Here is a 25,884-nt window from a genome sequence, read left to right as displayed (position 1 = left end):
CTGCACAAGTGACGGGTCGGCAGGGAGGGAGCCTGCACAAGTGACGGGTCGGCAGGGAGGGAGCCTGCACAAGTGACGGGTCGGCTAGAGGCGGGAGGCAGCGGGGCGGTCGAGGAACCAGACGACCTCGGTGGGAGAGCCGTCGACGTCCGGGAGGCCGGTGACGCCGCGGGCGGGGGTCTCGTGGAGGTCGCCGTCGTCGGCCAGTGCCCGGGCGACCGCCTCCGCCTTCTCCTCGCCGCTCGCGACGAACCAGACGGCGCGGCTGCGGTTCAGCGCCTCGAAGGTGAGGCTGACCCGCTCCGGCGGCGGCTTGGGCGACTCCCGGACCGCCACCGTGATCGCGTCGGCGACGTCGAGGGCGGGGTGACCGGGGAACAGCGAGGCACAGTGCCCGTCCGGGCCGATGCCGAGCATCACCACCTCGAAGGCGCCGGAGCCGTGCTCCCGGATCGCCTCCGCGTACGCCGCCGCGGCGTCGCCGACCGTGGCGGTGGTGTCGGTGGCCGCGACCTCGTGCACGTGGGCGTCAGGAACGCCGACCCGGTCCAGGAACGACCGGCGCGCGTCGAGCGCGTTCCGCTCGGCGCTGTCGGGCGCGACGAAGCGCTCGTCGCCCCACCAGACGACGACCCGCCCCCAGTCGACCTCGGAGCGTGGGCCGGCCTCCCCGAGCGCGGCGTGGATCCGCTCCGCGATCGAGCCGCCCGTCAGCGCGACCTGGGGGGACCCGCCTCCCGCCTGCGCGGCCTCGAGCCGGGCCAGCAGCTCGCCCGCGACGGCCCGGGACAGGGCGTCGGCGTCGTCGAACACCTCGATACGGGTGGTGCTCACGCCGTGCTCCGCATCTTGAGCACCCGCTTGGTGACCGCCGCGTAGACGTCGTCCTCGTCGCTCCAGCGCAGCTCCTCGGCGAGCAGCTCGGGCAGCTCCCGCCGTTTCAGCGCGACCGGCCGGTCGGGCTGTCCCGGGGAGGAGAACACGGCGAGCTTGCCGTCGCCGCGGGCGATCCGGATGTCGCCGTCGGCCGTGGTCAGCACCACCTCGGTGATGCCGGGCCCGTCGGAGGAGATCCGGTCGGCCGGCACCTTCAGCCGCTCGGCCAGCCAGGCCAGGAGCAGGTCGGCGCTCGGGCTGATCCGCTCGGCGGCGACGGACACCCGGCGTACCTTGAGCGGGTGCTGGTCGAGCGCGGCGGCCAGCAGGGCCCGCCAGGGCGTGATCCGGGTCCAGGCGAGGTCTGTGTTGCCGGAGGCGTACGCCTCGCACTGGCTGTGCAACGCCCGGAGCTTGCCGCGCGACACGAACGCCGTGTCGGTGATCCGGCGCTGCGCCAGCCTCCCGAGCGGGTCGGAGGCGGGGTCGGCCGGGTGGTCGGAGGGCCACCAGAGGACGACGGGGGAGTCGGGCAGCAGCAGCGGCAGCACGACCGACTCGGGGTGCTTGACGACCTCGCCGCGCAGCCGGATCAGGGCCGTCTCGCCTCCCCAGCCCTGGCCGATGCCGACCTGGGCGTCGACCCGGCCGGCGCCGCGACCGTCGCCGCGGATCACGCCGAGGACCCGCGCGGGGTGCTCGTGCGACGCCTCGCGGGCGGCGTCCATGGCGGCCGGTGCGTCGTCCTCGCCGACGACGATGACCAGCGTCATCACCATGCCCATCGCCGGGCTCCCGGCGCGGGTCCGGCCGCGGACGAACTCGGCGGCGATCCCCGCGGAGTCGGTGTCGGTCAGCTCGATCACTACGGTCGCCTCCAGGTCCGGCCGTCACGGGCCATCATCGCGTCCGCCGAGGGCGGGCCCCAGGTGCCCGCCTGGTAGCGGTCGGGCTTGCCCGACCTCTGGTCCTGCCGTGCCCAGTGGTCGAGGATCGGGTCGAGGATCTTCCACGACAGCTCGACCTCCTGGTGGCGGGGGAACAGCGGCGGGTCGCCCAGCAGCACGTCGAGGATCAGCCGTTCGTACGCCTCGGGGGAGGACTCGGTGAACGAGCCGCCGTAGGCGAAGTCCATGGTCACGTCGCGGATCTCGAGGTGGGTGCCCGGCACCTTGGACCCGAACCGGATGGTCAGCCCCTCGTCGGGCTGCACCCGGACCACCAGCGTGTTCTGGGTGAGCTCCTCGGTGGCGCTGGCGTGGAACGGCAGGTGGGGTGCCCGCTTGAACACCACGGCCACCTCGGTCACGCGGCGTCCGAGCCGCTTGCCGTGCCGCAGGTAGAACGGCACCCCGGCCCACCGCCGGTTGTCGATGCCGAGCGTGATCGCGGCGAACGTCTCGGTCTTCGAGCGCTGCGGGATCCCCTCCTCGTCGTGGAAGCCCGCCACCTTCACGCCGCCGGACCACCCGGCCGTGTACTGGCCGCGGGCGGTGGTCAGGTCGAGCCGGCGGGGGAGGGTGACCGACTCGAACACCTTCTGCTTCTCGATCCGCAGGCTCTCGGCCCGGAAGTCGGTGGGCTCCTCCATCGCGATCAGCGCCATCAGCTGGAGCAGGTGGTTCTGGATGACGTCGCGAGCGGCACCGATGCCGTCGTAGTAGCCGGCCCGCCCGCCGATCCCGATGTCCTCGGCCATCGTGATCTGCACGTGGTCGACGTAGTTGGAGTTCCAGATCGGCTCGAACATCGCGTTGGCGAACCGCATCGCCAGGATGTTCTGCACCGTCTCCTTGCCGAGGTAGTGGTCGATCCGGAACACCGAGGCCGGGGGGAAGACCCGGCCCAGGCTGTCGTTGAGCTCGCGGGCCGACTCGAGGTCGTGCCCGAACGGCTTCTCGACGACCACGCGGCGCCAGGAGCCGTCGCGCTGCTCGCTCAGGCCGTGCTCCTCGAGCTGCTGCACGACGTCACCGAAGAACTTCGGCGGGATCGAGAGGTAGAACGCGTGGTTGCCGCCCGTGCCGCGGACCAGGTCCAGCTCCTCGATGGTGCGGCGCAGCTGGTCGAAGGCCATGTCGTCGGAGAAGTCGCCGGGGACGAACCGGAAGCCTTCCGAGAGCTGGCGCCACACCTCCTCGCGGAACTCGGTGCGGCTGTGCGTCTTGACCGCGTCGTGGACGATCTGGGCGAAGTCCTGGTCGGCCCAGTCGCGGCGCGCGAAGCCGACCAGGCTGAAGCCCGGCGGGAGCAGGCCGCGGTTGGCGAGGTCGTAGATCGCCGGCATCACCTTCTTGCGGGCGAGGTCACCGGTGACGCCGAAGAGCACCATGCCGCACGGGCCGGCGATCCGGGGGAGCCGCCGGTCCTCCGGGTCGCGCAGCGGGTTGACGTACGTCGGGGTGTCGGTCACGGGGAGCGCTGCGTCCGGTAGTAGCCGATGAGCGAGCGGGTGGAGGCGTCCTGCTCGGCGAGGGCGGCGTCGTCGCCGGCCACGGCGGGGGTGACCTGCTGGGCCAGCTGCTTGCCGAGCTCGACGCCCCACTGGTCGAAGCTGTCGATGCCCCACACGACGCCCTGGGTGAAGGTGATGTGCTCGTAGAGGGCGATCAGCTGGCCGAGCACCGACGGGCTCAGCTCCGGGGCCATGATCGAGGTGGTGGGGCGGTTGCCGGTGAACACCCGGGCGGGCACCAGCTCCTCCGGCGTCCCCTCGGCCCGCACCTCCGCAGGCGTCTTGCCGAACGCCAGCGCCTGGGTCTGCGCGAAGAAGTTGGCGAGGAACAGCTCGTGGACGTCCTGGCTCCGCCCGTCCTCGGTGGCGTCGACCAGGGGGTACGCCGGCCGGGCGAACGCGATGAAGTCGGCCGGCACCAGCCGGGTGCCCTGGTGGATCAGCTGGTAGAAGGCGTGCTGGCCGTTGGTGCCCGGCTCGCCCCACCACACCTCGCCGGTTCCGCTGGTGACCGGGCTGCCGTCCCAGCGGACCCCCTTGCCGTTGGACTCCATGGTCAGCTGCTGGAGGTACGCCGGGAACCGGTGCAGCAGCTGGGCGTAGGGCAGCACCGCGTGGGTCTGGGCGCCGAGGAAGTCGGCGTACCAGACGTTGAGCAGGCCCATCAGCACCGGGACGTTCCGCTCCAGCGGCGTGCTGCGGAAGTGCTCGTCCATCGCGTGCATCCCGGCCAGCAGCTCGGCGAACCGGTCCGGCCCGACCGCGACGACCAGCGACGTGCCGATGGCGCTGTCGAGGGAGTAGCGGCCGCCGACCCAGTCCCAGAAGCCGAACGCGTTGTCGGGGTCGATCCCGAAGTCGGCCACCTTGTCGAGCGCGGTCGACACCGCGACGAAGTGCCGCGCGACCGCCTCGTCGGCGTCGTGGCCCGACAGGCCGTCGAGCAGCCACGCCTTGCAGAGCCGTGCGTTGGTGAGCGTCTCGAGGGTGCCGAAGGTCTTGCTGGAGACGACGAACAGGGTGGTGGCGGGGTCGAGCCCGGCGAGCGTGGTGGCCGCGTCGGTCGGGTCGATGTTGCTGATGAAGCGGCACTCCAGGCCGTCCTGCACGTACGGCGCGAGCGCCTCGTAGGCCATCACCGGCCCGAGGTCGGAGCCCCCGATGCCGATGTTGACGACCGTGCGGATCCGCTCGCCGGTGACCCCGGTCCACTCGCCCGAGCGCACCCGGTCGGCGAACGCGTAGACCCGCGCGAGCACCTCGTGGACGTCGGCGACCACGTCGTGCCCGTCGACCTCGAGCGAGGCACCCTCGGGCAGTCGGAGCGCCGTGTGGAGCACCGCCCGGTCCTCGGTCACGTTGATGTGGTCGCCCCGGAACATCGCGTCGCGCCGTCCGGCCAGGTCGACGTCCTCGGCCAGCTCGAGCAGCGCGGCCAGCACCGCGTCGTCGACCAGGTTCTTGGACAGGTCGACGTGCAGGTCGGCGGCGGAGTGGGTGAGCCGCTCCACCCGACCCGGGTCACCCTCGAGCCAGCCGCGCAGGTCGGGGGTGAGCGAGGCCGCCAGGGTGGTCAGGCGGCTCCACGCCGCCGTCCCTGTCGCGTCGACCGGCCCCCCGTCCCGCGTCATGCGCGGGCGGACTCGAGGGACTCGGACAGCTCTTCCAGCAGCTCGTCCCAGGCCACCACGAACTTGTCGACGCCCTCCTTGATCAGCACCTCGATGACGTCGTCGTAGTCGATGCCAGCGGCCGCCAGGGCATCCATGTGGGCACGGGCGTCGTCGTAGAAGGGACGGACGCGGTCACCCCGCACCTCCCCGTGGTCGGCGACCGCCTCGAGCGTCTTCTCGGGCATCGTGTTGACCGTGTTCTCGACGACCAGGTCGACGACGTACATCGTGTCGTCGTAGTCGGGGTTCTTGACGCCGGTGCTGGCCCACAGCGGTCGCTGGGTGTTGGCGCCCTGCTCGCGGAGCGCCTCCCACCGGGGTCCGGTGAAGAACTCCTCGTAGGCCTGGTAGGCCAGCCGGGCATTCGCGACACCCGCCTTGCCGCGCAGAGACGGGTCGGTGCCGGGGCCGGACGTCGTCGCCTCGAGCCGCTTGTCGATCTCGGTGTCGACCCGGGAGACGAAGAACGACGCGACGGAGTGGATGGTCGACAGGTCGTGCCCCTGGGCCCGGGCCTGCTCGAGCCCCGCGACGTAGGCCTCCATCACGTGCCGGTACTGGTCGAGGCCGAAGATCAGGGTCACGTTGACGCTGATCCCGGCGGCGAGGGTCTGGGTGATGGCGGGCCAGCCCTCGGGCGTGCCGGGGATCTTGATGAACAGGTTCGGCTCACCGACGGTGTCCCAGAGCTCGCGCGCCTCGGCGATGGTTGCCTCGGTGTCGTGCGCGATCGCGGGGCCCACCTCGATCGAGACCCGGCCGTCGACCCCGTTGGTGGCGTCGAAGACCGGTCGCAGGATCTTGCAGGCCTCCCGGACGTCGTCGGTCGTGATCGCCCGTGCAGCCCTGTCGACGTCGGCGCCGGACGCGGCGAGCTCGCGCACCTGCTCGTCGTAGCGCTCGCCCTCGGCCAGCGCGGACTGGAAGATCGCGGGGTTGCTCGTGACGCCGACGAGGAAGCTGTTCTTGACCAGGTCGGCCAGGTTGCCGGTCTCGATCCGTTCGCGGGAGAGGTCGTCGAGCCAGATCGACACCCCCGCCTCGGTGAGCTGCTGCAGTCGGTCGGATCCGTTCGTCATCGTGTCGTTCCTCCCTGTGTCGTCGCGACGGCCGGTCGTGGGGTCACACGCCGGCCGTGCGGATGCTGTCGTCGGCCGCGTCGGCCACGGCCTCCGCGGTGATGTCGAACTCGCGGTAGATCCGCGCGTAGTCGGCCGAGGCGCCGTAGTGCTCGAGCGAGACGATCCGGCCGTGGTCGCCGACGACCTCCCGCCAGCCCTGGGCGATCCCCGCCTCGACGGAGACCCGCGCCTTGACGTGCGGCGGGATCACCGTCTCCCGGTAGGACGCCTCCTGCTCGTCGAACCACTCCCGGCACGGCATGGACACCACTCGCGCCCGGGTGCCGCGCTCTGCGAGCAGCTCGCGGGCGCGGACGGCGAGCTGGACCTCCGACCCCGTGCCGACGAGGACGACGTCGGGCGGGCCACCGGCTCCGTCGAGGTCGGGGGCGTCGAGGAGGACGTAGCCGCCACGGTGGACGTTGCTGGTGTCGGAGTAGCCGTCGGTGTCGCGGGGGAAGACCGGCACGTTCTGCCGGGTCAGCACGAGGCCCGCAGGCCGGTCACTGCGCGCGAGGACTGCCTGCCAGCAGGCGGCGACCTCGTTGGCGTCGGCCGGACGGACCACGTCGAGGCCGGGGATCGCCCGCAGCGCTGCGAGGTGCTCGACCGGCTGGTGGGTCGGTCCGTCCTCGCCGAGCCCGATCGAGTCGTGGGTCCAGAGGTAGGTGACGGGCAGCTGCATCAGGGCGGCCAGCCGCACCGAGGGGCGCATGTAGTCGGAGAAGGTCAGGAAGGTGGCGCCGAAGACCCGGGTACCGCCGTGGACCGCGATGCCGTTGAGGATCGCGCCCATGCCGTGCTCACGGATGCCGAAGTGGAGCACCCGGCCGGCGTACGGGTCGCCCTTCCACAGGCCGGTGGAGCGCTCCGCGGGGATGAACGAGGGCGCGCCCTCGATCGTGGAGTTGTTGGACTCGGCGAGGTCGGCCGATCCGCCCCACAGCTCGGGCACCTTCGCCGCGATCGCGTTGAGGACGGCGCCCGACGCCTTGCGGGTCGCCACCCCCTTGTCGTCGGCGGGGAAGGTCGGCAGGTCACGGTCCCAGCCGACGGGCAGGGTCCGGGTCTGCAGCCGCTCGAAGAGGGCGGGGTCCGCCGACGGCTTGCGGGTCCAGGCCTCGAAGCGCTCCTGCCACTCGGCCTGGGCCACCTTGCCGCGCTCGACCGCCCGGCGGGTGTGCTCGAGGACCGCCGGATCGACCTGGAAGGTGCGATCGGGGTCGAACCCGAGGATCTCCTTGGTGGCGGCGACCTCGTCCTCACCCAGCGCGGAGCCGTGCGCCTTGCCGGTGTTCTGGGCGTTGGGCGCGGGCCAGGCGATGATCGTGCGGAGCACGATCAGGCTCGGCTGGTCGGTGACCCGTTCGGCGGCCTTGAGGGCGGCGTAGAGGGCCGGGACGTCCTCCTCGTAGCCCTGGCCGTCGTGGGTCCAGTCGACCACCTGGACGTGCCAGCCGTACGCGCGGTAGCGCGCGGCGACGTCCTCGGACAGCGCGACGTCGGTGTCGTCCTCGATCGAGATCTTGTTCTCGTCGTAGATCAGGGTGAGGTTGCCGAGCTGCTGGGTGCCGGCGAGCGAGGAGGCCTCCGACGACACCCCCTCCTCGATGTCGCCGTCACTGGCGATCGCGTAGATGTGGTGGTCGAACACCGACTCCCCGGGTGCGGCGTTCGGGTCGAGCAGGCCGTGGGTGCGGCGGGCGGCCATGGCCATGCCGACCGCGTTGCCGACGCCCTGGCCGAGGGGACCGGTCGTGGTCTCGACGCCGGCGGTGTGCCCGTACTCCGGGTGCCCGGGGGTCTTGCTGTCCCACGTGCGGAGGGCCTTGAGGTCGTCGAGCTCGAGACCCCAGCCGCCGAGGAAGAGCTGGATGTAGAGGGTGAGGCTGGAGTGGCCGCACGAGAGCACGAAGCGGTCGCGACCCGGCCAGTGGGGGTCGGCCGGGTTGTGGCGCATCACCTTCTGGAACAGCAGGTACGCCGCCGGCGCGAGACTCATCGCGGTGCCCGGGTGACCGTTGCCGACCTTCTGCACGGCGTCCATCGCGAGCACCCGGACGGTGTCGACCGCCTGCGCGTCCAGATCGGTCCAGTCGAGTCGTGCGGGGATGTCGCTCACAGGAGTCCTCTCGCGTGGATCAGGTGCGGGGCACGGCACCACCGAGCCTACTCATGACGCCGGTTAGACTGCGAGGCGCGTTCAGACCCGATCCGTACCCCGAGGAACCCCGTTGACATACGTCGGCCAGTCGGCCCCCCAGGGTGGTGCCGCCATGGCGCAGGCCGCGCCGACGCGCGCCGGGGTGCGCGACGTCGTCACGGCGTACGTGGGGCTGATGAAGCCGCGGGTCATCGAGCTGCTGCTGCTGACCACCGTGCCGGTGATGTTCTTCGCCGCGCGCGGGGTGCCCGAGCTCGGACTGGTGCTCGCCACCGTCGTCGGGGGGACGCTGTCGTCGGGGTCGGCGTCGGCGCTCAACTGCGTCTACGACCGCGACATCGACGAGCAGATGCGGAGGACCCGGCGCCGGGCACTCCCGCGCCACATCGTCTCGCCCGTCGCCGCCACCGTGTTCGGGGTGGTCCTGGGGGTCGCCGCCACGGCCGTGCTCTGGACCTGGGTCAACCCGCTGTCGGCGCTGCTCGCGCTCGCGGCCGAGGCCTTCTACCTCCTCGGTTACACGATCCTGCTCAAGCGGCGGACCACCCAGAACATCGTCTGGGGCGGGCTGGCCGGCTGCTTCCCCGCCCTGATCGGCTGGACCGCCGTGACCGGCGAGCTCGCCTGGCCTCCGGTCGTGCTGTTCCTCGTGGTGTTCCTCTGGACGCCGCCGCACACCTGGGCGCTGGCCCTGCGCTACCGCGAGGACTACGCGAACGTCGACGTCCCGATGCTCCCTGTCGTCGCGCCTGCGGAGCGGGTGGCCCGGCAGGTCGTGCTCTACAGCTGGGCCACGGTCGCCACCTCGCTGCTGCTCTGGCCGGTCGCCGGCACCGGGCTGGTCTACCCCGTCGCCGCCGTGGTGCTGGGCGCCGGCTTCCTGGTCGAGGCGCACCGGATGTGGGGCCGGGCGCGCGGGACCGAGGACCTCTCGAGGATCCAGCCGATGCGGCTGTTCCACTCCTCGAACCTCTACCTGTCGCTGCTGTTCGTCTCGGTCGCGCTCGACCCGCTGCTCACCCGCTGAAAATTCGTTGCCGCTCGATGGCAACCAATCCGCGGCCTGGCACGTCTCACCTTGTGACGGCGGCCGTGCCCGGCCACGGGGGTCCGGGCGCTGGCCGCCGTCGCCACGCCCGGGGCGTGCTCAGCGCCCCGCTCCCGTCCCCTCCGGAGCGTCCGGCCCCACGGCGCCACCCCGGGCGTGGACCCGGAGGAGCGCCCAGGTCATGGTCGCGGAGATCAGCGCCGCGCCGAGCAGGTGGATGCCGACCAGCACGATCGGGAGGTCGGTGAAGAACTGCACGAAGCCGACGACCGACTGCGCGACCTGGACGCCGACCAGCACCAGCACCGGCCCGCGGGCGGCGCGCGGGGCGGCGTACGCCAGGCCGACGGTGAGGCCGACGAACAGGAACACGGCGTCGGCGTGGAGCTGGCTCACGTGAAGCGGGTCGAGGCCGTTGCGAGGGGAGCCGAGGTCGCCGGCGTGCGGGCCGGACCCGGTCACCACGGTGCCGGCGTAGAGGACCACCCAGCCGACCACGAACACCAGCCACGCGAGGGTGCGGACACCTCCGCCCGCGGCCTCGCGTCCCGGGCCCCGGAGCACGTCGAGCAGCCACACGCAGACCCCGATCATCGCCAGCGAGACCAGCAGGTGGAACGACACGATCCAGGGGTTGAGGTTGGTGAGCACCGTGATGCCGCCGATCACCGCCTGGGCGGGGACGCCGAGCGCGACGACGGTGCTGAGCACGAACGGCGCCCAGTCGCGACGGGCGCGCCACGAGCGGACGAGCGCCACCAGGGCGGCGACCCAGCACGCGACGGCGATCGCCGCCAGGACGAAGGTGAGCGTGCGGTTGCCGAACTCGATGACGCCGTGGACCCCGAGCTCGCCGTGGGGCACGAACGACCGGTCCGTGCAGCGCGGCCAGGTGGGACAGCCGAGGCCGGACGCGGTCAGTCGGACCGCACCACCGGTGACCACGATGCCGATGTTGGCGACCAGGTTGGCCACGGCCAGCGCCCAGAGCGCCCGCGGCCGGCCCGCGGCCACGGTGGGGGTCGACTCCGTCACGCTCACTCCCATCGGAACGTCCTCGCGGTCAGCACGGTTCCGAGGGCACCCCAGCCCAGCAGCACCAGCAGCGCGCCGACCGGGAAGGCGCCGTGCAGGGTCGCCTGCCGCATCGACTCCCCGAGCGCACCGGAGGGCAGCCACCGCACCAGCTCCCCGAACCCGCCGTACGTCGAGGCGGGGAGCAGGACGGCACCGCCCGCGAGCAGCAGCAGGTAGACCAGGTTGGCGGCGGCGAGCGTCGCCTCGGCGCGCAGGGTGCCGGCCATCAGCAGTCCGAGGGAGGCGAAGGCGAAGGTGCCCGCCAGCACCGCCGCGACCACGCCGGGGAGGCCGGCGGGCTCGGGCTCCCAGCCGATGGCCAGCGCGGTGCCGCCGATGACCACGACCTGGCCGAGCTCGACCAGCAGCAGCGCCCCCACCTTGCCGAGCAGCAGCCCGGAGCGGGGCAGGGGAGAGGCGCCGAGACGCTTGATCACCCCGTAGCGACGCTCGAAGCCGGTCGCGATGGCGAGCGAGGTGAACGACGTCGACATCACCGCGAGGGCGAGGACCCCGGGAGCCAGCAGGTCGACCGGGGTGTGGCCGCCGAGGCCGAGGTCCAGCGCCTCCAGGCCTGCCACGCCCCCGAGGAGCGCGATGAGGGGGATCACCAGCGCGAGCAGCAGCTGCTCGCCGTTGCGGAGCAGCAGCCGGGCCTCCATGGACGCCTGGGCGCGGACCATGCGGGGGAGCGGGGCCGCACCCGGTCGCGGGGTGAAGGTACTCATCCCTGGAGCTCCCGCCCGGTGAGCTGCAGGAAGACGTCCTCCAGGGTGCGCTGGCCGAGGGTGAGCGACTCGGGGAGCACCTCGTTCTCCTGGCACCACGCCGACACCGTGGCCAACGTGGTCGGGTCGGCGTGCCCGACGACCATCAGGCTGACCTCGTCGAGCTGGGTCACCCGGGTGTCGGGACCGAGCCGCTGCCCCAGGGACTCGGGCGCACCCTCGGGGAAGGGCCGGGTCACCACCAGCCGGATCGTCGAGACCTGGCCGCCCCGGGTGAGCTCCAGCGGGCTCCCGGACGCGATCAGGGTGCCGCGGTCGAGGATGTGGACCCGGTCGGCCAACCGCTCGGCCTCCTCCATGTAGTGCGTGGTCAGCACCACCGTCACCCCGTCGGCGCGCAGCTCCTCGAGCAGCTCCCAGGTGGTGCGCCGGGCCTGGGGGTCCATCCCCGCGGTGGGCTCGTCGACGAAGACCAGCTCGGGCCGCCCGACCAGGGCCAGCGCCAGCCCGAGGCGCTGCTGCTGTCCCCCCGAGAGCCGGCGGTACGGCGTCCGCCCGCAGTCGGCGAGCCCCAGCCGCTCGGAGAGCATCCCGGTGTCGAGCGGGTGCGCGTGCAGGCGGGCGACGTGGTCGAGCATCTCCCCGGCCCGGACGCCGGACCAGGCCCCGCCCGACTGGAGCATCACGCCGATCCGCGGGAGCAGCGCGGTCCGGTCCCGGCGCGGGTCCAGGCCGAGCACCCGCACCGACCCGCCCTGGGCGCGCCGGTAGCCCTCGCAGGTCTCCAGCGTGGTGGTCTTGCCCGCCCCGTTGGGACCGAGCACGGCCGTGATCGTGCGGGGCGCGACGGTGAGCGACAGCCCGTCCACGGCGACCCTGTCGCCGTAGCGCATCACCAGGTCCCGGACGTCGACCGCGACGTCGACGGCGGGGGAGGCGGCGGACACCGGACCAGTCTAGGAATCCACGGCCCGGTCACCGACGCCGGTCACACCTCCACGTCGTCGGGTGCCTCGTCGTCGTCGATGGTCGGGTCGGTGAACACCCCCGGCGGCTCCCGCCACGGATCGGTGTCGCCGGCGGCGGCCGCCCGCACCGCCGCGAAGACCCGAACGGGCGTGCACGGCATGTCGACGTGGCGCACCCCGAGGTGGGACAGCGCGTCGACGACGGCGTTCTGCACCGCCGGCGTCGCGCCGATGGTGGCGGCCTCGCCGATCCCCTTCACGCCCAGCTCGTTGTACGGCGTCGGGGTCTCGGTGCTGTGCGCCTCGATCATCGTCACGTCGGCGGCCGTCGGCATGGGGTAGTCGGCGAAGGTCGACGTGAGGGGCGTGCCGTCGTCGTCGTACACGAACTGCTCCCAGAGCGCCTGGCTGATGCCCTGCAGCGACCCGCCGTGCTGCTGCCCGGCGAGCAGCAGCGGGTTGACCACCCGCCCGGCGTCGTCGACCGCGACGTGGCGCACCGGGCGCACCAGGCCGGTCTCGGTGTCCACCTCGACCACGGCCACGTGGGTGCCGAAGGGGAACGTGGCGTGCTCCTGCTCGAACGTCGTCGACACCTGCAGCGGCTCGCCGCGCTCGTCGGCCTCGGCGGCCAGCGCCGCCCAGCCGACGTGCGCGTCGGGGACGCCGCGCACCGCGAACCCCTCGTCGTCGCGCTCGACGTCGTCGACCGAGGCCTCGAGCAGCTCGGCGGCGAGCCGTCGCGCCCGGTCGCGGAGCTCGGCAGAGGCCTGGGCGACCGCCAGGCCCCCCATCTGCAGCGACCGGGCCCCGCCGGTGCCGCCACCCGTCGGCACCACCGCGGTGTCGGACTGCTCGTAGCTGATGCGGCCGACGTCGATGCCGAGCCGGTCGGACACGATCATCGAGAACGCCGTGGCGTGGCCCTGGCCGTGCGCGGACGTGCCGGACCGGACGGTGGCCGAGCCGTCGTCGTGCACGTGCACGAACCCGTGCTCCTTGCCGCCGAACCCGGTGATCTCGACGTACGACGCGATGCCGATGCCGAGCTGGCGGGGGCCGCCGGCCTCGCGCAGCCGCGCCTGCTCGGCCCGGGCGCCGTCGACGTCGGCGAGCCGCAGCGCCTCGGTGAGCGGCAGGTCGTAGTCGCCCGAGTCGTAGGTCCGCCCCGAGAAGGTGTCCCAGGGGAAGGCGTCCGGGGCCACGAAGTTGCGGCGCCGGATCTCCTCCGGCGCCAGGTCGAGCTCGTCGGCCGCCAGGTCGAGGACCCGCTCCAGCAGCGCGGCCGCCTCCGGGCGGCCGGCGCCCCGGAACGCGCCGACCGGGGTCGTCGTCGTGACCACCGAGACCCCGTCGTAGCGGATCCGGGGGATGACGTACGGGCCCTGGGCCATGGTGCGGGTGGAGCCCGAGGAGAAGCTCCCGCCGAAGCCGGCGTAGGCGCCGCAGTCGCCCAGCACCCGGGCCCGCAGGCCGGTGATCCGGCCCTCCCGGGTCAGCCCGAGCTCGACGTACTGCACCTGGCCGCGGCCGTGCATGGACAGCATCGCCTCGCTGCGGGTCTCGGTCCACGCCACCGGCTGCCCGAGGTGGAGCGCGGCCCCGACCACCGCGGCGTGGTCGGGGGAGATACCGGCCTTGCCGCCGAACGCGCCGCCGACGTGCGGCGCCACCACCCGGATCTGCTTGCGGTCCAGCCCGCTGAACCGGGAGATCAGGTGGCGGCCGAGGTGGGGGTGCTGGGTGGACAGCCACACCGTCAGCCGGTGACCCGCGTCGTCCGGGGTCGGGTCGGCGAGGACCGCGTTGCCCTCGATCGGGGCCGTGGCGAGCCGGTTGTTCTCGATCCGGGCGCGGACGACGACCTCGGCGTCGTCGAGCGGGTCCCCCTCGTCGATCCGGCGGATCGCGACGTTCCGGGGGAGCTCGGGATGGATCTGGACCGCGCCGGGCTCGGCGGCCGCCTCGGGGTCGACGACCGCGTCGAGCGGGTCGTAGTCGACGTCCACCAGCTCGGCGGCGTCGGCAGCGGCGGCGCGGGAGGTCGCCACGACCAGCGCGACGGGGTCGCCCACGTAGCGGACCACGTCCCGGGCCAGCGCGAACCGCGGCACCTTCTCGTTCGCAGTGGCGAACAGGGGGACCGGTTCGGCGAGGTCGGCGGAGGTGAGGACGCCGACGACACCGGGGGCTGCCGCGGCATCCGCGACGTCGATCCCCGCGATCCGGGCGTGGGCCATCGGACTTCGCACGAAGACGGCGTGCAGCACGTCGTCACGGCGACTGGCGAGGTTGTCGACGAAGGTCCCGCGGCCACGCAGGAGGTCGGGGTCCTCGACCCGGCGGACCGCCGTGCCGAGGATGGATCCGGGAGGGGTCATGGCGGCCAGCCTAGGCTCGGTCCGCACGCCCGCAGCGGGGGCCGGTGAGGGCCGGTGGGGCTAAGGCGACCCTTACTTGAACCGGGCGAACCAATAACGGCACACTGGCGTTGTGGAATTCACCGGAGACCAGCCGACCAGGGCGCGCGTCGCACGCGCGATCCTCGAGGCCGGACCCTCCACGGCGGCCGACCTGGCCCGCCGACTCGACCTCACCCCGGCCGCCGTACGGCGCCATCTCGACCACCTGGTCGACGAAGGCACCCTCGAGCCCCGGGTCCAGCGGGTCCGCGGCTCGCGCGGCCGCGGCCGTCCGGCCCGTCTGTTCGCGCTGACCGAGGCGGGTCGCGACGCGTTCGACCAGCAGTACGACGACCTGGCCGTGCACGCGCTGCGGTTCCTGGCCGAGACGGCGGGCGACGACGCCGTCATGGAGTTCGCCCGGCGCCGCGTCGAGTTCATCGAGCGTGACTACGAGCGGATCGCCGCCGACCACCCCGAGCTGTCGCCCGCCGAGGCGATGGCCCGGGTGCTGAGCGACGAGGGCTACGCGGCGAGCGTCCGCGACCTGCCCCCGGTCGGACAGGCCCACGGCCTCCAGCTGTGCCAGCAGCACTGCCCGGTGTCCCACGTCGCCCACGAGTTCCCCCAGCTGTGCGAGGCCGAGACCGAGGCGATCGCCGCGGTGCTCGGCACCCACGTCCAGCGCCTCGCCACGATCGCGCACGGCGACGGCGTCTGCACGACCTGCATCCCCCGCACCCCCACGGACCAGAGCCACACCCCCACCAGGAAGGCCATCACGTGACTTCGATCGAAGAACTCAACCCGGAGCTCAAGGGTCTGCGCGACCGCTACGAGTTCGGGTGGGCCGACCGCGACGACGCCGGCGCCGCCGCCACCAGGGGCCTCGACGAGGACGTCGTCCGCGACATCTCCGGCAAGAAGTCCGAGCCGCAGTGGATGCTCGACCTCCGGCTCAAGGGGCTCAAGCTGTTCGGTCGCAAGCCGATGCCGACGTGGGGCTCCGACCTCTCGGCCATCGACTTCGACAACATCAAGTACTTCGTGCGCTCCAGCGAGAAGCAGGCGCAGTCGTGGGAGGACCTCCCCGAGGACATCAAGAACACCTACGACAAGCTCGGCATCCCCGAGGCCGAGAAGCAGCGCCTCGTGGCGGGCGTCGCCGCGCAGTACGAGTCGGAGGTCGTCTACCACTCGATCCGCGAGGACCTCGAGGAGCAGGGTGTGCTGTTCCTCGACACCGACACCGCGCTCAAGGAGCACCCGGAGATCTTCCAGGAGTACTTCGGCACGGTGATCCCGGTCGGCGACAACAAGTTCGCCGCGCTCAACACCGCGGTCTGGTCGGGCGGCTCCTTCATCTACGTCCCGCCGGGGGTCCACGTCGACATCCCGCTGCAGGCGTACTTCCGGATCAACACCGAGAACATGGGCCAGTTCGAGCGGACCCTGATCATCGTCGACGAGGGTGCCTACGTGCACTACGTCGAGGGCTGCACCGCGCCGATCTACTCCTCGGACTCGCTGCACTCCGCCGTCGTCGAGATCATCGTGAAGAAGGGCGGCCGCTGCCGCTACACGACCATCCAGAACTGGTCGAACAACGTCTACAACCTGGTGACCAAGCGCGCGACCTGCGAGGCCGGCGCCACCATGGAGTGGGTCGACGGCAACATCGGCTCCAAGGTGACCATGAAGTACCCCGCCATCTACCTGATGGGCGAGCACGCCAAGGGCGAGACGCTGTCGATCGCGTTCGCCGGCGAGGGCCAGCACCAGGACGCCGGCGCCAAGATGGTGCACGCGGCGCCGCACACCTCGTCGTCGATCCTGTCGAAGTCGGTGGCCCGCGGCGGCGGCCGGACGTCGTACCGCGGCCTGGTCCAGGTCAACGAGGGCGCCCACGGCTCGAAGTCCAACGTGCTGTGCGACGCGCTGCTGGTCGACCAGGTCAGCCGCTCCGACACCTACCCCTACGTCGACATCCGCGAGGACGACGTGTCGATGGGCCACGAGGCCAGCGTCTCGAAGGTGTCCGAGGACCAGCTGTTCTACCTGATGTCGCGCGGCATGCAGGAGGACGAGGCGATGGCGATGATCGTCCGCGGCTTCGTGGAGCCGATCGCCAAGGAGCTGCCCATGGAGTACGCCCTCGAGCTGAACCGGCTCATCGAGCTCCAGATGGAGGGAGCTGTCGGCTGAGCGGCTCGCCGCGAAGCCGACTGCGCCCGTCGGTGGTTGAGGTGCGAAGGCCGTCAAGGCCTGAGCCTCGAAACCCCGCAACTGACACGTAGAGAGCAACCACTGTGACTGCAACCCAGATGATCGATGCGCTTGAGGTCGAGCGCGTCGAGAGCCACCTGAACCCGCCCGCGTCCTACGACCTCGCGGACCATCCGGCGCCGACCGGCCGCGAGGAGACGTGGCGCTTCACGCCGCTCAAGCGGCTCCGCGGGATCCTCGACGGCGAGCCCTCCGACGCCCACCTCGCCTGGGAGACCAGCATCCCCGAGGGCGTGACGATGCCGGTGATCTCCAGCGAGGAGGCCCGCGCCGAGGGGATGCCCCCCAACGAGCTGCCGGCGGCGCTGGCCGTCGAGCGCTCGGGGGGCTGCCAGGTCATCGACGTCCCGGCCGAGTTCAGCTCCGAGGAGCCGATCCTGGTCCGGCTGCACGGCGACGACGCCGACGCGCTGGTCTGGGGCCAGCTGCTCGTCCGGGTGGGCAACCACGCCCGGGCCACCCTGGTCCTCGAGCACACCGGGTCCGCCCGCTACTCGGCGATCACCTCGGTCGTCGTCGGCGACGGGGCCGACCTGACCATGGTCACCATCCAGGACTGGGACGACGACGCCGTCCACCTCGGCCGCGACTCGATCCGGGTCGGCCGCGACGCGACGGTCAAGCACGCCGCGCTGTCCTTCGGCGGCGACCTGGTCCGGATGCACACCAACGTCGACTACGCCGGCCCCGGCGGCTCGGCCGAGCTGCTCGGCCTCTACTTCGCCGACGCCGGCCAGCACATCGAGCACCGGCTGTTCGCCGACCACAACGCGCCGCGCACCCGCAGCCACGTCTCCTACAAGGGAGCGCTGCAGGGCGAGGGCGCCCACACCGTCTGGGTCGGCAACGTGCTGATCCGCAAGGTCGCCGAGTCGATCGACACCTTCGAGGAGAACCGCAACCTGGTCCTCACCGACGGCTGCCAGGCCGACTCGATCCCCAACCTCGAGATCGAGACCGGCGAGATCGAGGGTGCCGGGCACGCGTCGGCCACCGGCCGGTTCGACGACGAGCAGCTGTTCTACCTCCGCTCGCGCGGCATCGAGGAGAAGGAGGCGCGGCGCCTGGTCGTGCACGGCTTCTTCAACGACCTGATCCGCAAGCTCGGCGTCCCCGCCATCGAGGACAAGCTCTACGCGACGGTCGAGGCCGAGCTCGCGAAGAACGTCAGCGGGAAGGTGATCTGATGGCCTACGAGCCCGCCTGCGCCGTCGTCGACATCCCCGACGACGAGGCCCTCGCCGTGACCATCGGCTCCTACGACGTGGCGGTCGCCCGCGACGGCGACGAGGTGTTCGCGGTCGAGAACATCTGCAGCCACGCCGCCGTCGCGCTCAGCGAGGGCGAGGTCGCCGACGGCACCGTCGAGTGCTGGCTGCACGGGTCCTGCTTCGACCTGCGCACCGGCAAGCCGACCCACCTGCCCGCGACCGAGCCGGTCGCCACCTTCCCCGTCGACGTACGAGACGGCGTCGTCTTCGTCGACACCGAGACCACCCTGAACGGAGTCACCCCCCAATGAGCACTCTCGAGATCAAGGACCTGCACGTCAGCGTCGACACCGAGGACGGACCCAAGGAGATCCTTCGGGGGGTCACCCTCACCATCCGCTCCGGCGAGGTGCACGCGATCATGGGCCCCAACGGGTCCGGCAAGTCCACGCTGGCCTACTCGGTCGCCGGCCACCCGAAGTACGACATCACCTCGGGCTCGGTCACCCTCGACGGCCAGGACGTGCTGGAGATGACCGTCGACGAGCGCGCCCGTGCCGGGCTGTTCCTCGCGATGCAGTACCCCGTGGAGGTGCCCGGCGTCTCCGTCGCCAACTTCCTGCGGACCGCCAAGACCGCCGTCGACGGCGAGGCGCCCAAGCTGCGCACCTGGGTCAAGGACGTCAACACCGCCATGGAGCAGGCCGGTCTCGACCCGTCGTTCTCCCAGCGCAACGTCAACGAGGGCTTCTCCGGTGGTGAGAAGAAGCGCCACGAGATCGCGCAGCTCGAGCTGCTCGACCCCCGGGTCGCGGTGCTCGACGAGACCGACTCGGGCCTCGACATCGACGCGCTCAAGGTGGTCGCCGAGGGCGTCAACCGGTTCTCCGAGGCCGGCGGGAACAGGGACAAGGCCGTCCTGCTCATCACGCACTACACGCGGATCCTGCGCTACATCAAGCCCGACTTCGTGCACGTGTTCGTCGCCGGGCGGATCGCCGACGAGGGCGGTCCCGAGCTCGCCGACCAGCTCGAGGCAGAAGGCTACGACAAGTACGTGAAGGCCGCCGTCGGAGGTTGAGGTGCGAGGGCCGCCAGGCCCGAGCCTCGAAACCCCCGCACCCGAAAGGAGACCGCATGGAGGGCCTGCTCCCGGACCTGGACGTGATCCGCAAGGACTTCCCGATCCTGTCGCGCACGGTGGCGGGTGGGCAGCAGCTGGTCTACCTCGACAGCGCCAACACCTCGCAGAAGCCGCAGGTGGTCATCGACACGATGGTCGACCACCTCGAGCGCCACAACGCCAACATCGCCCGGGCCATGCACACACTCGGGTCGGAGGCGACCGAGGCGTTCGAGGGTGCCCGCGACAAGGTGGCGGCGTTCCTCGGGGCACCGTCGCGCGACGAGGTGATCTTCACCAAGAACATCACCGAGGCCCTCAACCTGCTGGCGAACACGTTCGCGTGGGCCGACGGCGACCTGCGGGTCGGCCCCGGCGACGAGGTGCTGATCACCGAGATGGAGCACCACTCCAACATCGTCCCGTGGCAGCTGCTCACCGAGCGGACCGGCGCGACCATGAAGTGGTTCGGCATCACCGACGACGGGCTGCTCGACCTGTCGAACATCGACGAGCTGATCACCGAGCGCACCAAGGTCGTGTCGCTGGCGTGGGTGTCCAACATGCTCGGCACCGTTAACCCGGTCCGGCAGATCGCCGACCGGGCCCACGAGGTGGGCGCCGTCGTGATCCTCGACGCCGCCCAGGCCGTCCCCCAGCTCCCGGTCGACGTCGTCGAGAGCGGCGCCGACTTCGTGGCGTTCACCGGGCACAAGTGCGTCGGCCCCACCGGCATCGGCGTGCTGTGGGGGAAGGCGGACCTGCTCGACCGGCTGCCCCCCTTCCACGGGGGCGGCGAGATGATCGAGACCGTCACCATGGAGCGGTCGACGTACGCGAAGGCACCGCACAAGTTCGAGGCCGGTACCCCGCCGATCGTGGAGGCGGTGGGCCTCGGCGCCGCGGTCGACTACCTCGGCCACGTCGGCATGGAGGCGATCCACGCGCACGAGCAGGCCGTCACGCGGTACGCCCTCGAGGGCATGGCGACCGTGCCCGGGCTCACCGTGCTCGGCCCGCTGGACCCCACCCTGCGCGGCGGGGCGGTGAGCTTCGAGATCGACGGCGTCCACCCCCACGACGTGGCGCAGGTGCTCGACTCGCGCGGGATCGCCGTCCGGGCCGGCCACAGCTGCGCCAAGCCCGCCCACGCCCGGTTCGGGGTGCAGAGCTCCACCCGGATGTCGTCGTACCTCTACACGACGCCGGCCGAGATCGACGCGTTCGTCGAGGGGCTGGAATACGTCCGCTCGTACTTCAGGTTGGGTTGAGACCATGTCTGCCGATCTCGACTCCCTGTACCAGGAGATCATCCTGGACCACTACAAGAACCCCCACCACGCAGGCCTGCGCGACCCCTACGAGGCGGAGGTCCACCACGTCAACCCGACCTGCGGCGACGAGGTGACCCTGCGCGTGCACCTGTCGGACGGAGTCGTCGAGGACGTCTCGTACGACGCCCTCGGCTGCTCGATCTCGCAGGCCGCCGCATCGGTGATGACCGACCTGGTCATCGGCAAGAAGGTCGACGACGCACTGGCAGTCCACGAGGAGTTCCTGGCCCTGATGCAGGGCAAGGGCCTGGTGGAGCCCGACGAGGAGGTGCTGGAGGACGGCATCGCCTTCGCCGGCGTCGCGAGGTTCCCGGCGCGCGTCAAGTGCGCCCTGCTGTCCTGGATGGCCTGGAAGGACGCCACCACCCGAGTGCTGGAGGAGAAGGCATGACCACCCACCCCACCGACCACGGTGACCTGCCCGACGTCCCCGAGGCTGCGCCGGACGGCGGCGGCACCGCCACGTCCACCGTCACCACCGAAGACGTCACGGAGGCGATGAAGGACGTCGTCGACCCCGAGCTCGGCATCAACGTCGTCGACCTCGGCCTGGTCTACGGCGTCCACGTCGACGACGACACCAACTGCGTCATCGACATGACGCTCACCTCGGCGGCCTGCCCGCTGACCGACGTGATCCAGGACCAGACCAACAGCGCCCTGGAGGGCCTGGTCAACGACGTCCTCATCAACTGGGTCTGGATGCCGCCCTGGGGTCCCGACAAGATCACCGAGGACGGCCGCGAGCAGCTGCGCGCCCTCGGGTTCAATGTCTGATCACGAGGTCCAGGACGAGGTCGGCGACGTCGACGAGGCGCTGGAGACCTTCTGGCGCCGCGCGGTGTTCCGCGCGAAGCTCAACCACGTCCCGTCGTACTTCGGCCCGACGCCGCTCGAGGTGGTCCGGCCACCTGCCTGGTCGTTCGGCACCACCGACGAGGAGGCGGCCCGCTTCGTGCGCGACCTGCTCGCCGGACGGACCACCGCGATCGCGGGGTCGGAGCGTGACTACCTCGCCGACGGCGGGACGCTGCCCGAGACCGGCGAGCTGGGCATCGTCGTCGACGGCGCCGGCACGCCGGCCGCCCTCGTGGTCGTGACCGAGGTGCTGACCGTCCCGTACGCCGAGGTCGACGCAGCCACGACGGTCGTCGAGGGGTCCGGGTTCGCCACCGACACGGCGATGGTCGTGCAACGGCTCGACGTCCTCTACTCCACCTGACCCACCACTAGAGTCACCGGCATGGACGCCGAGCCGCGCACGACGTACCTCCTGATCGACGGGGAGAACCTCGACGCCACCCTCGGCACCTCGATCCTCGGGCGGCGGCCGCAGCCGGAGGAGCGGCCGCGGTGGAACCGGGTGCTCGACCACGTGGAGGAGCACTGGGGCCAGCCGGTCCGGGGACTGTTCTTCCTGGCCGTCGCGGGCGAGCTGCCGGCGTCGTTCGTGCAGGCGATCCTGGCGATCGGCTACCGGCCGATCCCGCTGCAGGGCGAGGGGAAGGTGGTCGACATCGCCATCCAGCGGACCCTGGAGGCCCTCCGTGAGCGGGACGCGGACGTGGTCCTGGCCAGCCACGACGGCGACTTCCTGCCCCAGCTGGGCGATCTCTCCGACGGGCGGCGCCGGGTCGGCCTGATCGCGTTCCAGGAGTTCGTGAACGCCGGCTTCCGCGAGGTGCCGCACCTGGAGCTGATGGACCTGGAGTACCAGGTGGGGGCCTTCAACACCCGGCTGCCGCGGGTGCGGGTCATCCCGATCGACGAGTTCGACCCCCTGGAGTTCCTCTGACCGCGGCGACGGTCGCCGTTCCCGCCGGGCGGTGGGAGCGCTGGGTCGCCAACTTCGCCGCCCGCCACGACGGGGTCTCGGCGGTGGTCGCGGACGGTGCGCTGCGCGGCACGGGAGGGGACGGGTCCACGTTCCTCGCCCGGCTCCCCTTCGACCGGGCGTACGACGGCGAGGTCGACCCGGCCTCCTTCGCCGGTGCAGCGGCGCCACCGCGGGAGTGGGGCGTGCTGCTGGTCCGCAAGGGCGGGTTCGCGGTCGCCCGGTTGGCGGGCGGGGAGCTGGTGGCGCACAAGGTCGGTCAGCGGCACGTGCAGGGGCGCACCAAGGCGGGCGGCCAGAGCCAGCAGCGGTTCGCCCGGCGGCGCGACCAGCAGGCGCGGGTGGCCTACGAGGCGGCCGCCGAGCATGCCGCCCGGCTGCTGCGGCCCGGCCCGCTCGTGACCGGCGGCGACCGCACCGCCGTCGCCGAGGTGCTGTCGGACCCACGGCTGCGCGGCCTGCGCGTCGTCGAGCCGTGGCTCGCGGTGCCGGATCCGCGGCGGCAGGTGCTCGACCAGGCCCTGCTCGACGCCGGCGCGATCCAGGTGACCGTCGTCAACGCGTGACCCGTCACTTGTGAAGGATGACAACGTGCCGACCCGTCACTTGTGCAGGGTGAGAAGCGGTCGACCCGTCACCTGCGCTTGGTCCTCATGAGGTGATCCGGCGAGCGGTGCCCAGGACGTGTCGCTCGAGCACGCCCGAGTAACGGCTCGGCGGGATCCGAACCTGCACAAGTGACGGCTCGGCGGGATCCGAACCTGCACAAGTGACGGGTCGCGGATCAGGACATCTCGCCGAAGGAGAGGGGCTCGCGGGTGCAGAGGTAGGTGGCCCAGTGGAGCCGCTCCGGGACGCCTGCGTGGTCGCGGGTGACGCGCAGCAGCTCACCGCGCTCTCGGCCCTGCACGGTGCGGTAGAGGTCGTCGCCGACCTGCTCGAAGACCGAGGACGGCCGCTCCTTCGGCAGGTCCGGGTGGCGCGCCTCGAGGTGGCCGTCGACGACCGAGAAGACGAACGGCGTGCCCTCGGTGAACCACACGCCGCGCAGGCCTGCGAGCTCCTCGGGCAGCACGGTGCCGGGTCGCCAGGCCTCGGGTTCGGCCGGGTCGTGCTGCACGACGTGCTCGCCGAGCCGGAGCGCGAACGCCGCGGGGTCGGGGGCCGAGGTGGAGTTCATCAGCGCGATCGCGCCGGTCCGGGACTCGCGGTGGGTGAGGACGGCGGTGATGTGGCCCGGCATGCCGCCGGTGTGGCCGACCCAGGTGCGGCCGGCGTCCGAGCGCACCAGGAAGAAGCCGAGGCCCATCCCGGCGCCCCAGCCGACCACGTCGATCATGGCCTGCGGCTGGCACATCTCCTCGAGCGTGTCGGGGGAGAGGACGTCGGGGTCCGGGTCGGCGACGAAGGCGGACCACCGCGCCAGGTCTGCCGCGGTGCTGGCGAGCCCGCCGCACGGGGCCATCGCCCGGAAGTCGATCACGGGCTCGGGACGTGGCACGTCGTCGTACGGCGCCACGTAGTAGCCGGTGGCCCGCGGCCCGTCGTCGAAGCCGACCGAGGTACGCCGCAGCTCGAGCGGGTCGAGCAGCCGGGCACGGAGCGACTCCTCCCAGGTGCGGCCGTCGAGCCGGGCCACCAGCTCGCCGAGGACCGCGTAGACGGTGTTGGAGTAGTGCCAGCGGTCGTGCGGGCGGCCGATCGCCTCGGCCTGGACGAACCCCGAGAGCAGCTCCTCGGTCGTGGGCTGGACGAGGGTCTCCCAGATGTCGCCGACGGGCTCGCGCTGCATGCCGGACACGTGGGCCAGGCCCTGGCGCACGGTGAGCGGGTGGGTGACCTCGGGCAGGTGGTCGCCCACCCGGTCGCCCAGGTCGAGCCGACCCTCGTCGCGCAGCTGCATCACCATGACGGCGGTGAACGTCTTGGTGTTGGAGGCGACCAGGAACTGGTCGTCGGGGCCGGGCGGGTCCTCGGCGTCGGTCGCGCGCCGACCGATCCCGTCGCCCCAGACCAGCTCGCCGCCGCGTTGCACGCCGGCGTACAGGCCCGGGACCCGGTGGGTGCGCTGCGTCCCGAGCGCGGTCCGGCGCAGTGCTCGATGGGTGGTGTCGAGGAGAGGCGAGGTCACCGGGCCGACGCTATCCGAGGCCCCGCTCGAGCTCGGCGCGGTGGGCCAGCCACCGCTCGGCGATCCCGCCCATCTCCTCGCCGACGAAGACCAGGAACTCGCGCATCAGGAGCAGCCGCCGGCGGGCGCGGGAGTCGGGGTCGAGGGCGCGGACGGCGTCGTCCAGGGCGCTGATCATGGGGGCGTAGACCTGGTTCTCGCGGAGCATCGCCTGCAGCCACGCGTCGTCGTCGACCACGTAGACGTCGCGGCGGCCGCCGCGCTCGCGCTCCCGGTGGATGAACCCGACCTGGGAGAGGTACCGCACCGCGTCCGAGACCGAGGCGGGGCTGACCTCGAGGGCCTCCACCAGCTCCGCGGAGGTCATCCGCCCGTCCTCGTCGGCGGTCAGTGCAGCGAACACCCGCGACGGGAGCCGGCGCAGCCCGGCGTCGGCGAGGGCGGTGCCCATGCGCTCGACGTAGCGGTCGCGGGGATCGGTCACCGACTGAGTATCGCAGTCTTCAGAAGTTTCTGAAAGAGGCGTACGCTGGTCGCATGGGCGAACCCATCGAGATCGCAGGACTGGTGAAGCGCTTCGGCAGCACGACCGCGCTGGACGGGCTGGACCTGACGGTGGCGCGCGGGGAGGTGCACGGCTTCCTCGGCCCCAACGGCGCCGGCAAGTCGACCACGATCCGGGTGCTGCTCGGGCTGCTGCGCAAGGACGCCGGCACGGTCACGCTGCTCGACGGCGACCCGTGGCGCGACGCGGCCGAGCTGCACCGCCGGCTGGCGTACGTACCGGGCGACGTCAGCCTGTGGCCGAACCTGACCGGTGGCGAGGTGATCGACCTGCTCGGGCGGCTCCGCGGCGGGCTGGACACGAAGCGGCGCGACCAGCTGGTCGAGCGGTTCGGGCTCGACCCGACCAAGAAGGGCCGCAGCTACTCCAAGGGCAACCGGCAGAAGGTCGCCCTGGTGGCGGCCCTGGCGGCCGACGTCGAGCTGCTGGTGCTCGACGAGCCGACGTCGGGGCTCGACCCGCTGATGGAGGCGGTCTTCAGCGACTGCATCGACGAGTTCCGGCAGGAGGGGCACTCGGTGCTGCTGTCGAGCCACATCCTGGCCGAGGTGGAGCGGCTGTGCGACCGGGTGAGCATCATCCGCGAGGGCCGGGTCGTCGACGGCGGCACGCTGGCAGAGCTGCGGCACCTGACCCGGACCTCCGTGGCCGCCGAGCTGGCGCGCCCGGCGCCCGGGCTGGCGGAGCTCGCCGGGGTGCACGACCTGCTCGTCGAGGGGCAGCGGGTCCGCTTCGAGGTCGACACCCACGCGCTCGACCAGGCCCTCGACGCGCTCCAGCAGGCCGGCCTGCAGAGCCTGACCGCCACGCCCCCGACCCTGGAGGAGCTGTTCCTGCGCCACTACGGCGACCGGATCGCCGAGGAGTCGGCCGGGGTGGGTGCCTGAG

The 25,884-nt window shown here is 72.1% G+C and carries 25 protein-coding genes; 13 read left to right on the top strand and 12 right to left on the bottom strand.

Annotated elements, in window-relative coordinates; all coding sequences use genetic code 11:
* Positions 1-84 precede the first annotated feature (84 nt).
* Genes pgl through tkt form a run of 6 tightly spaced genes read right to left on the bottom strand, consistent with a single transcriptional unit; the run spans position 85 to position 8,247 of the window.
* The gene (gene pgl, locus ACQ1X7_RS12390; protein WP_432478507.1) at positions 85-834 is read right to left on the bottom strand and encodes a 6-phosphogluconolactonase; all 750 of its coding nucleotides are present in this window, start codon (positions 832-834) and stop codon (positions 85-87) included.
* Complete coding sequence (locus ACQ1X7_RS12385; protein WP_432478506.1) at positions 831-1,742, bottom strand: glucose-6-phosphate dehydrogenase assembly protein OpcA; 912 nt, start codon at positions 1,740-1,742, stop codon at positions 831-833. The genes pgl and ACQ1X7_RS12385 overlap by 4 nt, the downstream gene beginning before the upstream one ends.
* Positions 1,742-3,289 carry a glucose-6-phosphate dehydrogenase gene (gene zwf / locus ACQ1X7_RS12380; protein WP_432478505.1) on the bottom strand — a complete coding sequence of 516 codons (1,548 nt, stop codon included), beginning with the start codon at positions 3,287-3,289 and terminating at the stop codon, positions 1,742-1,744. The genes ACQ1X7_RS12385 and zwf overlap by 1 nt, the downstream gene beginning before the upstream one ends.
* On the bottom strand, positions 3,286-4,962 hold the full coding sequence (gene pgi, locus ACQ1X7_RS12375; RefSeq protein ID WP_432478504.1) for a glucose-6-phosphate isomerase: 1,677 nt from the start codon (positions 4,960-4,962) through the stop codon (positions 3,286-3,288). The genes zwf and pgi overlap by 4 nt, the downstream gene beginning before the upstream one ends.
* Positions 4,959-6,083 (bottom strand): transaldolase, encoded by a 1,125-nt coding sequence (gene tal / locus ACQ1X7_RS12370; protein WP_432478503.1) that lies wholly within the window; start codon positions 6,081-6,083, stop codon positions 4,959-4,961. The genes pgi and tal overlap by 4 nt, the downstream gene beginning before the upstream one ends.
* Positions 6,084-6,126: 43 nt before the next feature.
* Complete coding sequence (gene tkt, locus ACQ1X7_RS12365) at positions 6,127-8,247, bottom strand: transketolase (RefSeq protein WP_432478502.1); 2,121 nt, start codon at positions 8,245-8,247, stop codon at positions 6,127-6,129.
* A gap of 154 nt (positions 8,248-8,401) precedes the next feature.
* Between tkt and ACQ1X7_RS12360 the strand changes: the two genes are divergently transcribed.
* The gene (locus tag ACQ1X7_RS12360; RefSeq protein WP_432478501.1) at positions 8,402-9,316 is read left to right on the top strand and encodes a heme o synthase; all 915 of its coding nucleotides are present in this window, start codon (positions 8,402-8,404) and stop codon (positions 9,314-9,316) included.
* A 120-nt stretch (positions 9,317-9,436) separates the two neighbouring features.
* Here the strand turns inward: ACQ1X7_RS12360 and ACQ1X7_RS12355 are convergent, their stop codons facing one another.
* Genes ACQ1X7_RS12355 through ACQ1X7_RS12340 form a run of 4 tightly spaced genes read right to left on the bottom strand, consistent with a single transcriptional unit; the run spans position 9,437 to position 14,491 of the window.
* Positions 9,437-10,372 carry a COX15/CtaA family protein gene (locus ACQ1X7_RS12355; protein ID WP_432478500.1) on the bottom strand — a complete coding sequence of 312 codons (936 nt, stop codon included), beginning with the start codon at positions 10,370-10,372 and terminating at the stop codon, positions 9,437-9,439.
* Between the two features lie 2 nt (positions 10,373-10,374).
* The gene (locus ACQ1X7_RS12350) at positions 10,375-11,142 is read right to left on the bottom strand and encodes an ABC transporter permease (protein ID WP_432478499.1); all 768 of its coding nucleotides are present in this window, start codon (positions 11,140-11,142) and stop codon (positions 10,375-10,377) included.
* Complete coding sequence (locus ACQ1X7_RS12345; RefSeq protein ID WP_432478498.1) at positions 11,139-12,089, bottom strand: ABC transporter ATP-binding protein; 951 nt, start codon at positions 12,087-12,089, stop codon at positions 11,139-11,141. The genes ACQ1X7_RS12350 and ACQ1X7_RS12345 overlap by 4 nt, the downstream gene beginning before the upstream one ends.
* Positions 12,090-12,130: 41 nt before the next feature.
* Positions 12,131-14,491 (bottom strand): xanthine dehydrogenase family protein molybdopterin-binding subunit, encoded by a 2,361-nt coding sequence (locus ACQ1X7_RS12340; RefSeq protein ID WP_432478497.1) that lies wholly within the window; start codon positions 14,489-14,491, stop codon positions 12,131-12,133.
* A gap of 112 nt (positions 14,492-14,603) precedes the next feature.
* Between ACQ1X7_RS12340 and ACQ1X7_RS12335 the strand changes: the two genes are divergently transcribed.
* The 11 genes from ACQ1X7_RS12335 (at position 14,604) to ACQ1X7_RS12285 (ending at position 22,866) form a co-directional block, all read left to right on the top strand.
* Positions 14,604-15,299: a helix-turn-helix transcriptional regulator gene (locus ACQ1X7_RS12335; RefSeq protein ID WP_432478496.1), complete on the top strand. Its 696-nt coding sequence runs from the start codon at positions 14,604-14,606 to the stop codon at positions 15,297-15,299.
* A complete protein-coding gene (sufB, locus tag ACQ1X7_RS12330; protein WP_432478495.1) occupies positions 15,296-16,717 on the top strand; it encodes a Fe-S cluster assembly protein SufB in 1,422 nt (473 codons plus the stop codon). Before ACQ1X7_RS12335 ends, sufB begins: the two co-directional genes overlap by 4 nt.
* 119 nt (positions 16,718-16,836) lie before the next feature.
* Complete coding sequence (gene sufD / locus ACQ1X7_RS12325) at positions 16,837-17,985, top strand: Fe-S cluster assembly protein SufD (RefSeq protein WP_432478494.1); 1,149 nt, start codon at positions 16,837-16,839, stop codon at positions 17,983-17,985.
* Entirely contained in the window at positions 17,985-18,320 is a 336-nt protein-coding gene (locus ACQ1X7_RS12320; protein ID WP_432478493.1) for a non-heme iron oxygenase ferredoxin subunit, read from the top strand. Before sufD ends, ACQ1X7_RS12320 begins: the two co-directional genes overlap by 1 nt.
* On the top strand, positions 18,317-19,090 hold the full coding sequence (gene sufC / locus ACQ1X7_RS12315) for a Fe-S cluster assembly ATPase SufC (protein ID WP_432478492.1): 774 nt from the start codon (positions 18,317-18,319) through the stop codon (positions 19,088-19,090). The genes ACQ1X7_RS12320 and sufC overlap by 4 nt, the downstream gene beginning before the upstream one ends.
* Positions 19,091-19,146: 56 nt before the next feature.
* Positions 19,147-20,403 carry an aminotransferase class V-fold PLP-dependent enzyme gene (locus ACQ1X7_RS12310; RefSeq protein ID WP_432478491.1) on the top strand — a complete coding sequence of 419 codons (1,257 nt, stop codon included), beginning with the start codon at positions 19,147-19,149 and terminating at the stop codon, positions 20,401-20,403.
* Positions 20,404-20,407: 4 nt separating this feature from the next.
* Positions 20,408-20,857 (top strand): Fe-S cluster assembly sulfur transfer protein SufU, encoded by a 450-nt coding sequence (sufU, locus tag ACQ1X7_RS12305; protein ID WP_432478490.1) that lies wholly within the window; start codon positions 20,408-20,410, stop codon positions 20,855-20,857.
* Positions 20,854-21,243 (top strand): metal-sulfur cluster assembly factor, encoded by a 390-nt coding sequence (locus ACQ1X7_RS12300; RefSeq protein ID WP_432478489.1) that lies wholly within the window; start codon positions 20,854-20,856, stop codon positions 21,241-21,243. Before sufU ends, ACQ1X7_RS12300 begins: the two co-directional genes overlap by 4 nt.
* Positions 21,236-21,688, top strand: a complete 453-nt coding sequence (locus ACQ1X7_RS12295; protein WP_432478488.1) for an ASCH domain-containing protein — start codon at positions 21,236-21,238, stop codon at positions 21,686-21,688. Before ACQ1X7_RS12300 ends, ACQ1X7_RS12295 begins: the two co-directional genes overlap by 8 nt.
* Positions 21,689-21,709: 21 nt before the next feature.
* Positions 21,710-22,261: an NYN domain-containing protein gene (locus ACQ1X7_RS12290; RefSeq protein ID WP_432478487.1), complete on the top strand. Its 552-nt coding sequence runs from the start codon at positions 21,710-21,712 to the stop codon at positions 22,259-22,261.
* Positions 22,258-22,866, top strand: coding sequence for an acVLRF1 family peptidyl-tRNA hydrolase (locus ACQ1X7_RS12285; RefSeq protein ID WP_432478763.1), 609 nt, complete (start codon positions 22,258-22,260; stop codon positions 22,864-22,866). The genes ACQ1X7_RS12290 and ACQ1X7_RS12285 overlap by 4 nt, the downstream gene beginning before the upstream one ends.
* 218 nt (positions 22,867-23,084) lie before the next feature.
* On the opposite strand, the gene ACQ1X7_RS12280 is transcribed toward ACQ1X7_RS12285, so the two are convergent.
* Together ACQ1X7_RS12280 and ACQ1X7_RS12275 are read right to left on the bottom strand one after the other, a co-directional pair.
* Positions 23,085-24,431: a serine hydrolase domain-containing protein gene (locus ACQ1X7_RS12280; protein WP_432478486.1), complete on the bottom strand. Its 1,347-nt coding sequence runs from the start codon at positions 24,429-24,431 to the stop codon at positions 23,085-23,087.
* Between the two features lie 10 nt (positions 24,432-24,441).
* Positions 24,442-24,915 (bottom strand): GbsR/MarR family transcriptional regulator, encoded by a 474-nt coding sequence (locus ACQ1X7_RS12275; protein WP_432478485.1) that lies wholly within the window; start codon positions 24,913-24,915, stop codon positions 24,442-24,444.
* Positions 24,916-24,968: 53 nt separating this feature from the next.
* On the opposite strand from ACQ1X7_RS12275, the gene ACQ1X7_RS12270 reads away from it, so the two are divergent.
* Positions 24,969-25,883 carry an ATP-binding cassette domain-containing protein gene (locus tag ACQ1X7_RS12270; protein WP_432478484.1) on the top strand — a complete coding sequence of 305 codons (915 nt, stop codon included), beginning with the start codon at positions 24,969-24,971 and terminating at the stop codon, positions 25,881-25,883.
* Position 25,884: the final 1 nt, after the last annotated feature.

Source organism: Nocardioides sp. GXQ0305, assembly GCF_050880345.1.
Classification (GTDB): domain Bacteria; phylum Actinomycetota; class Actinomycetes; order Propionibacteriales; family Nocardioidaceae; genus Nocardioides.
Note: the sequence above shows the minus strand (reverse complement) of the source record. Positions and strands in the feature narration are given on the sequence as shown.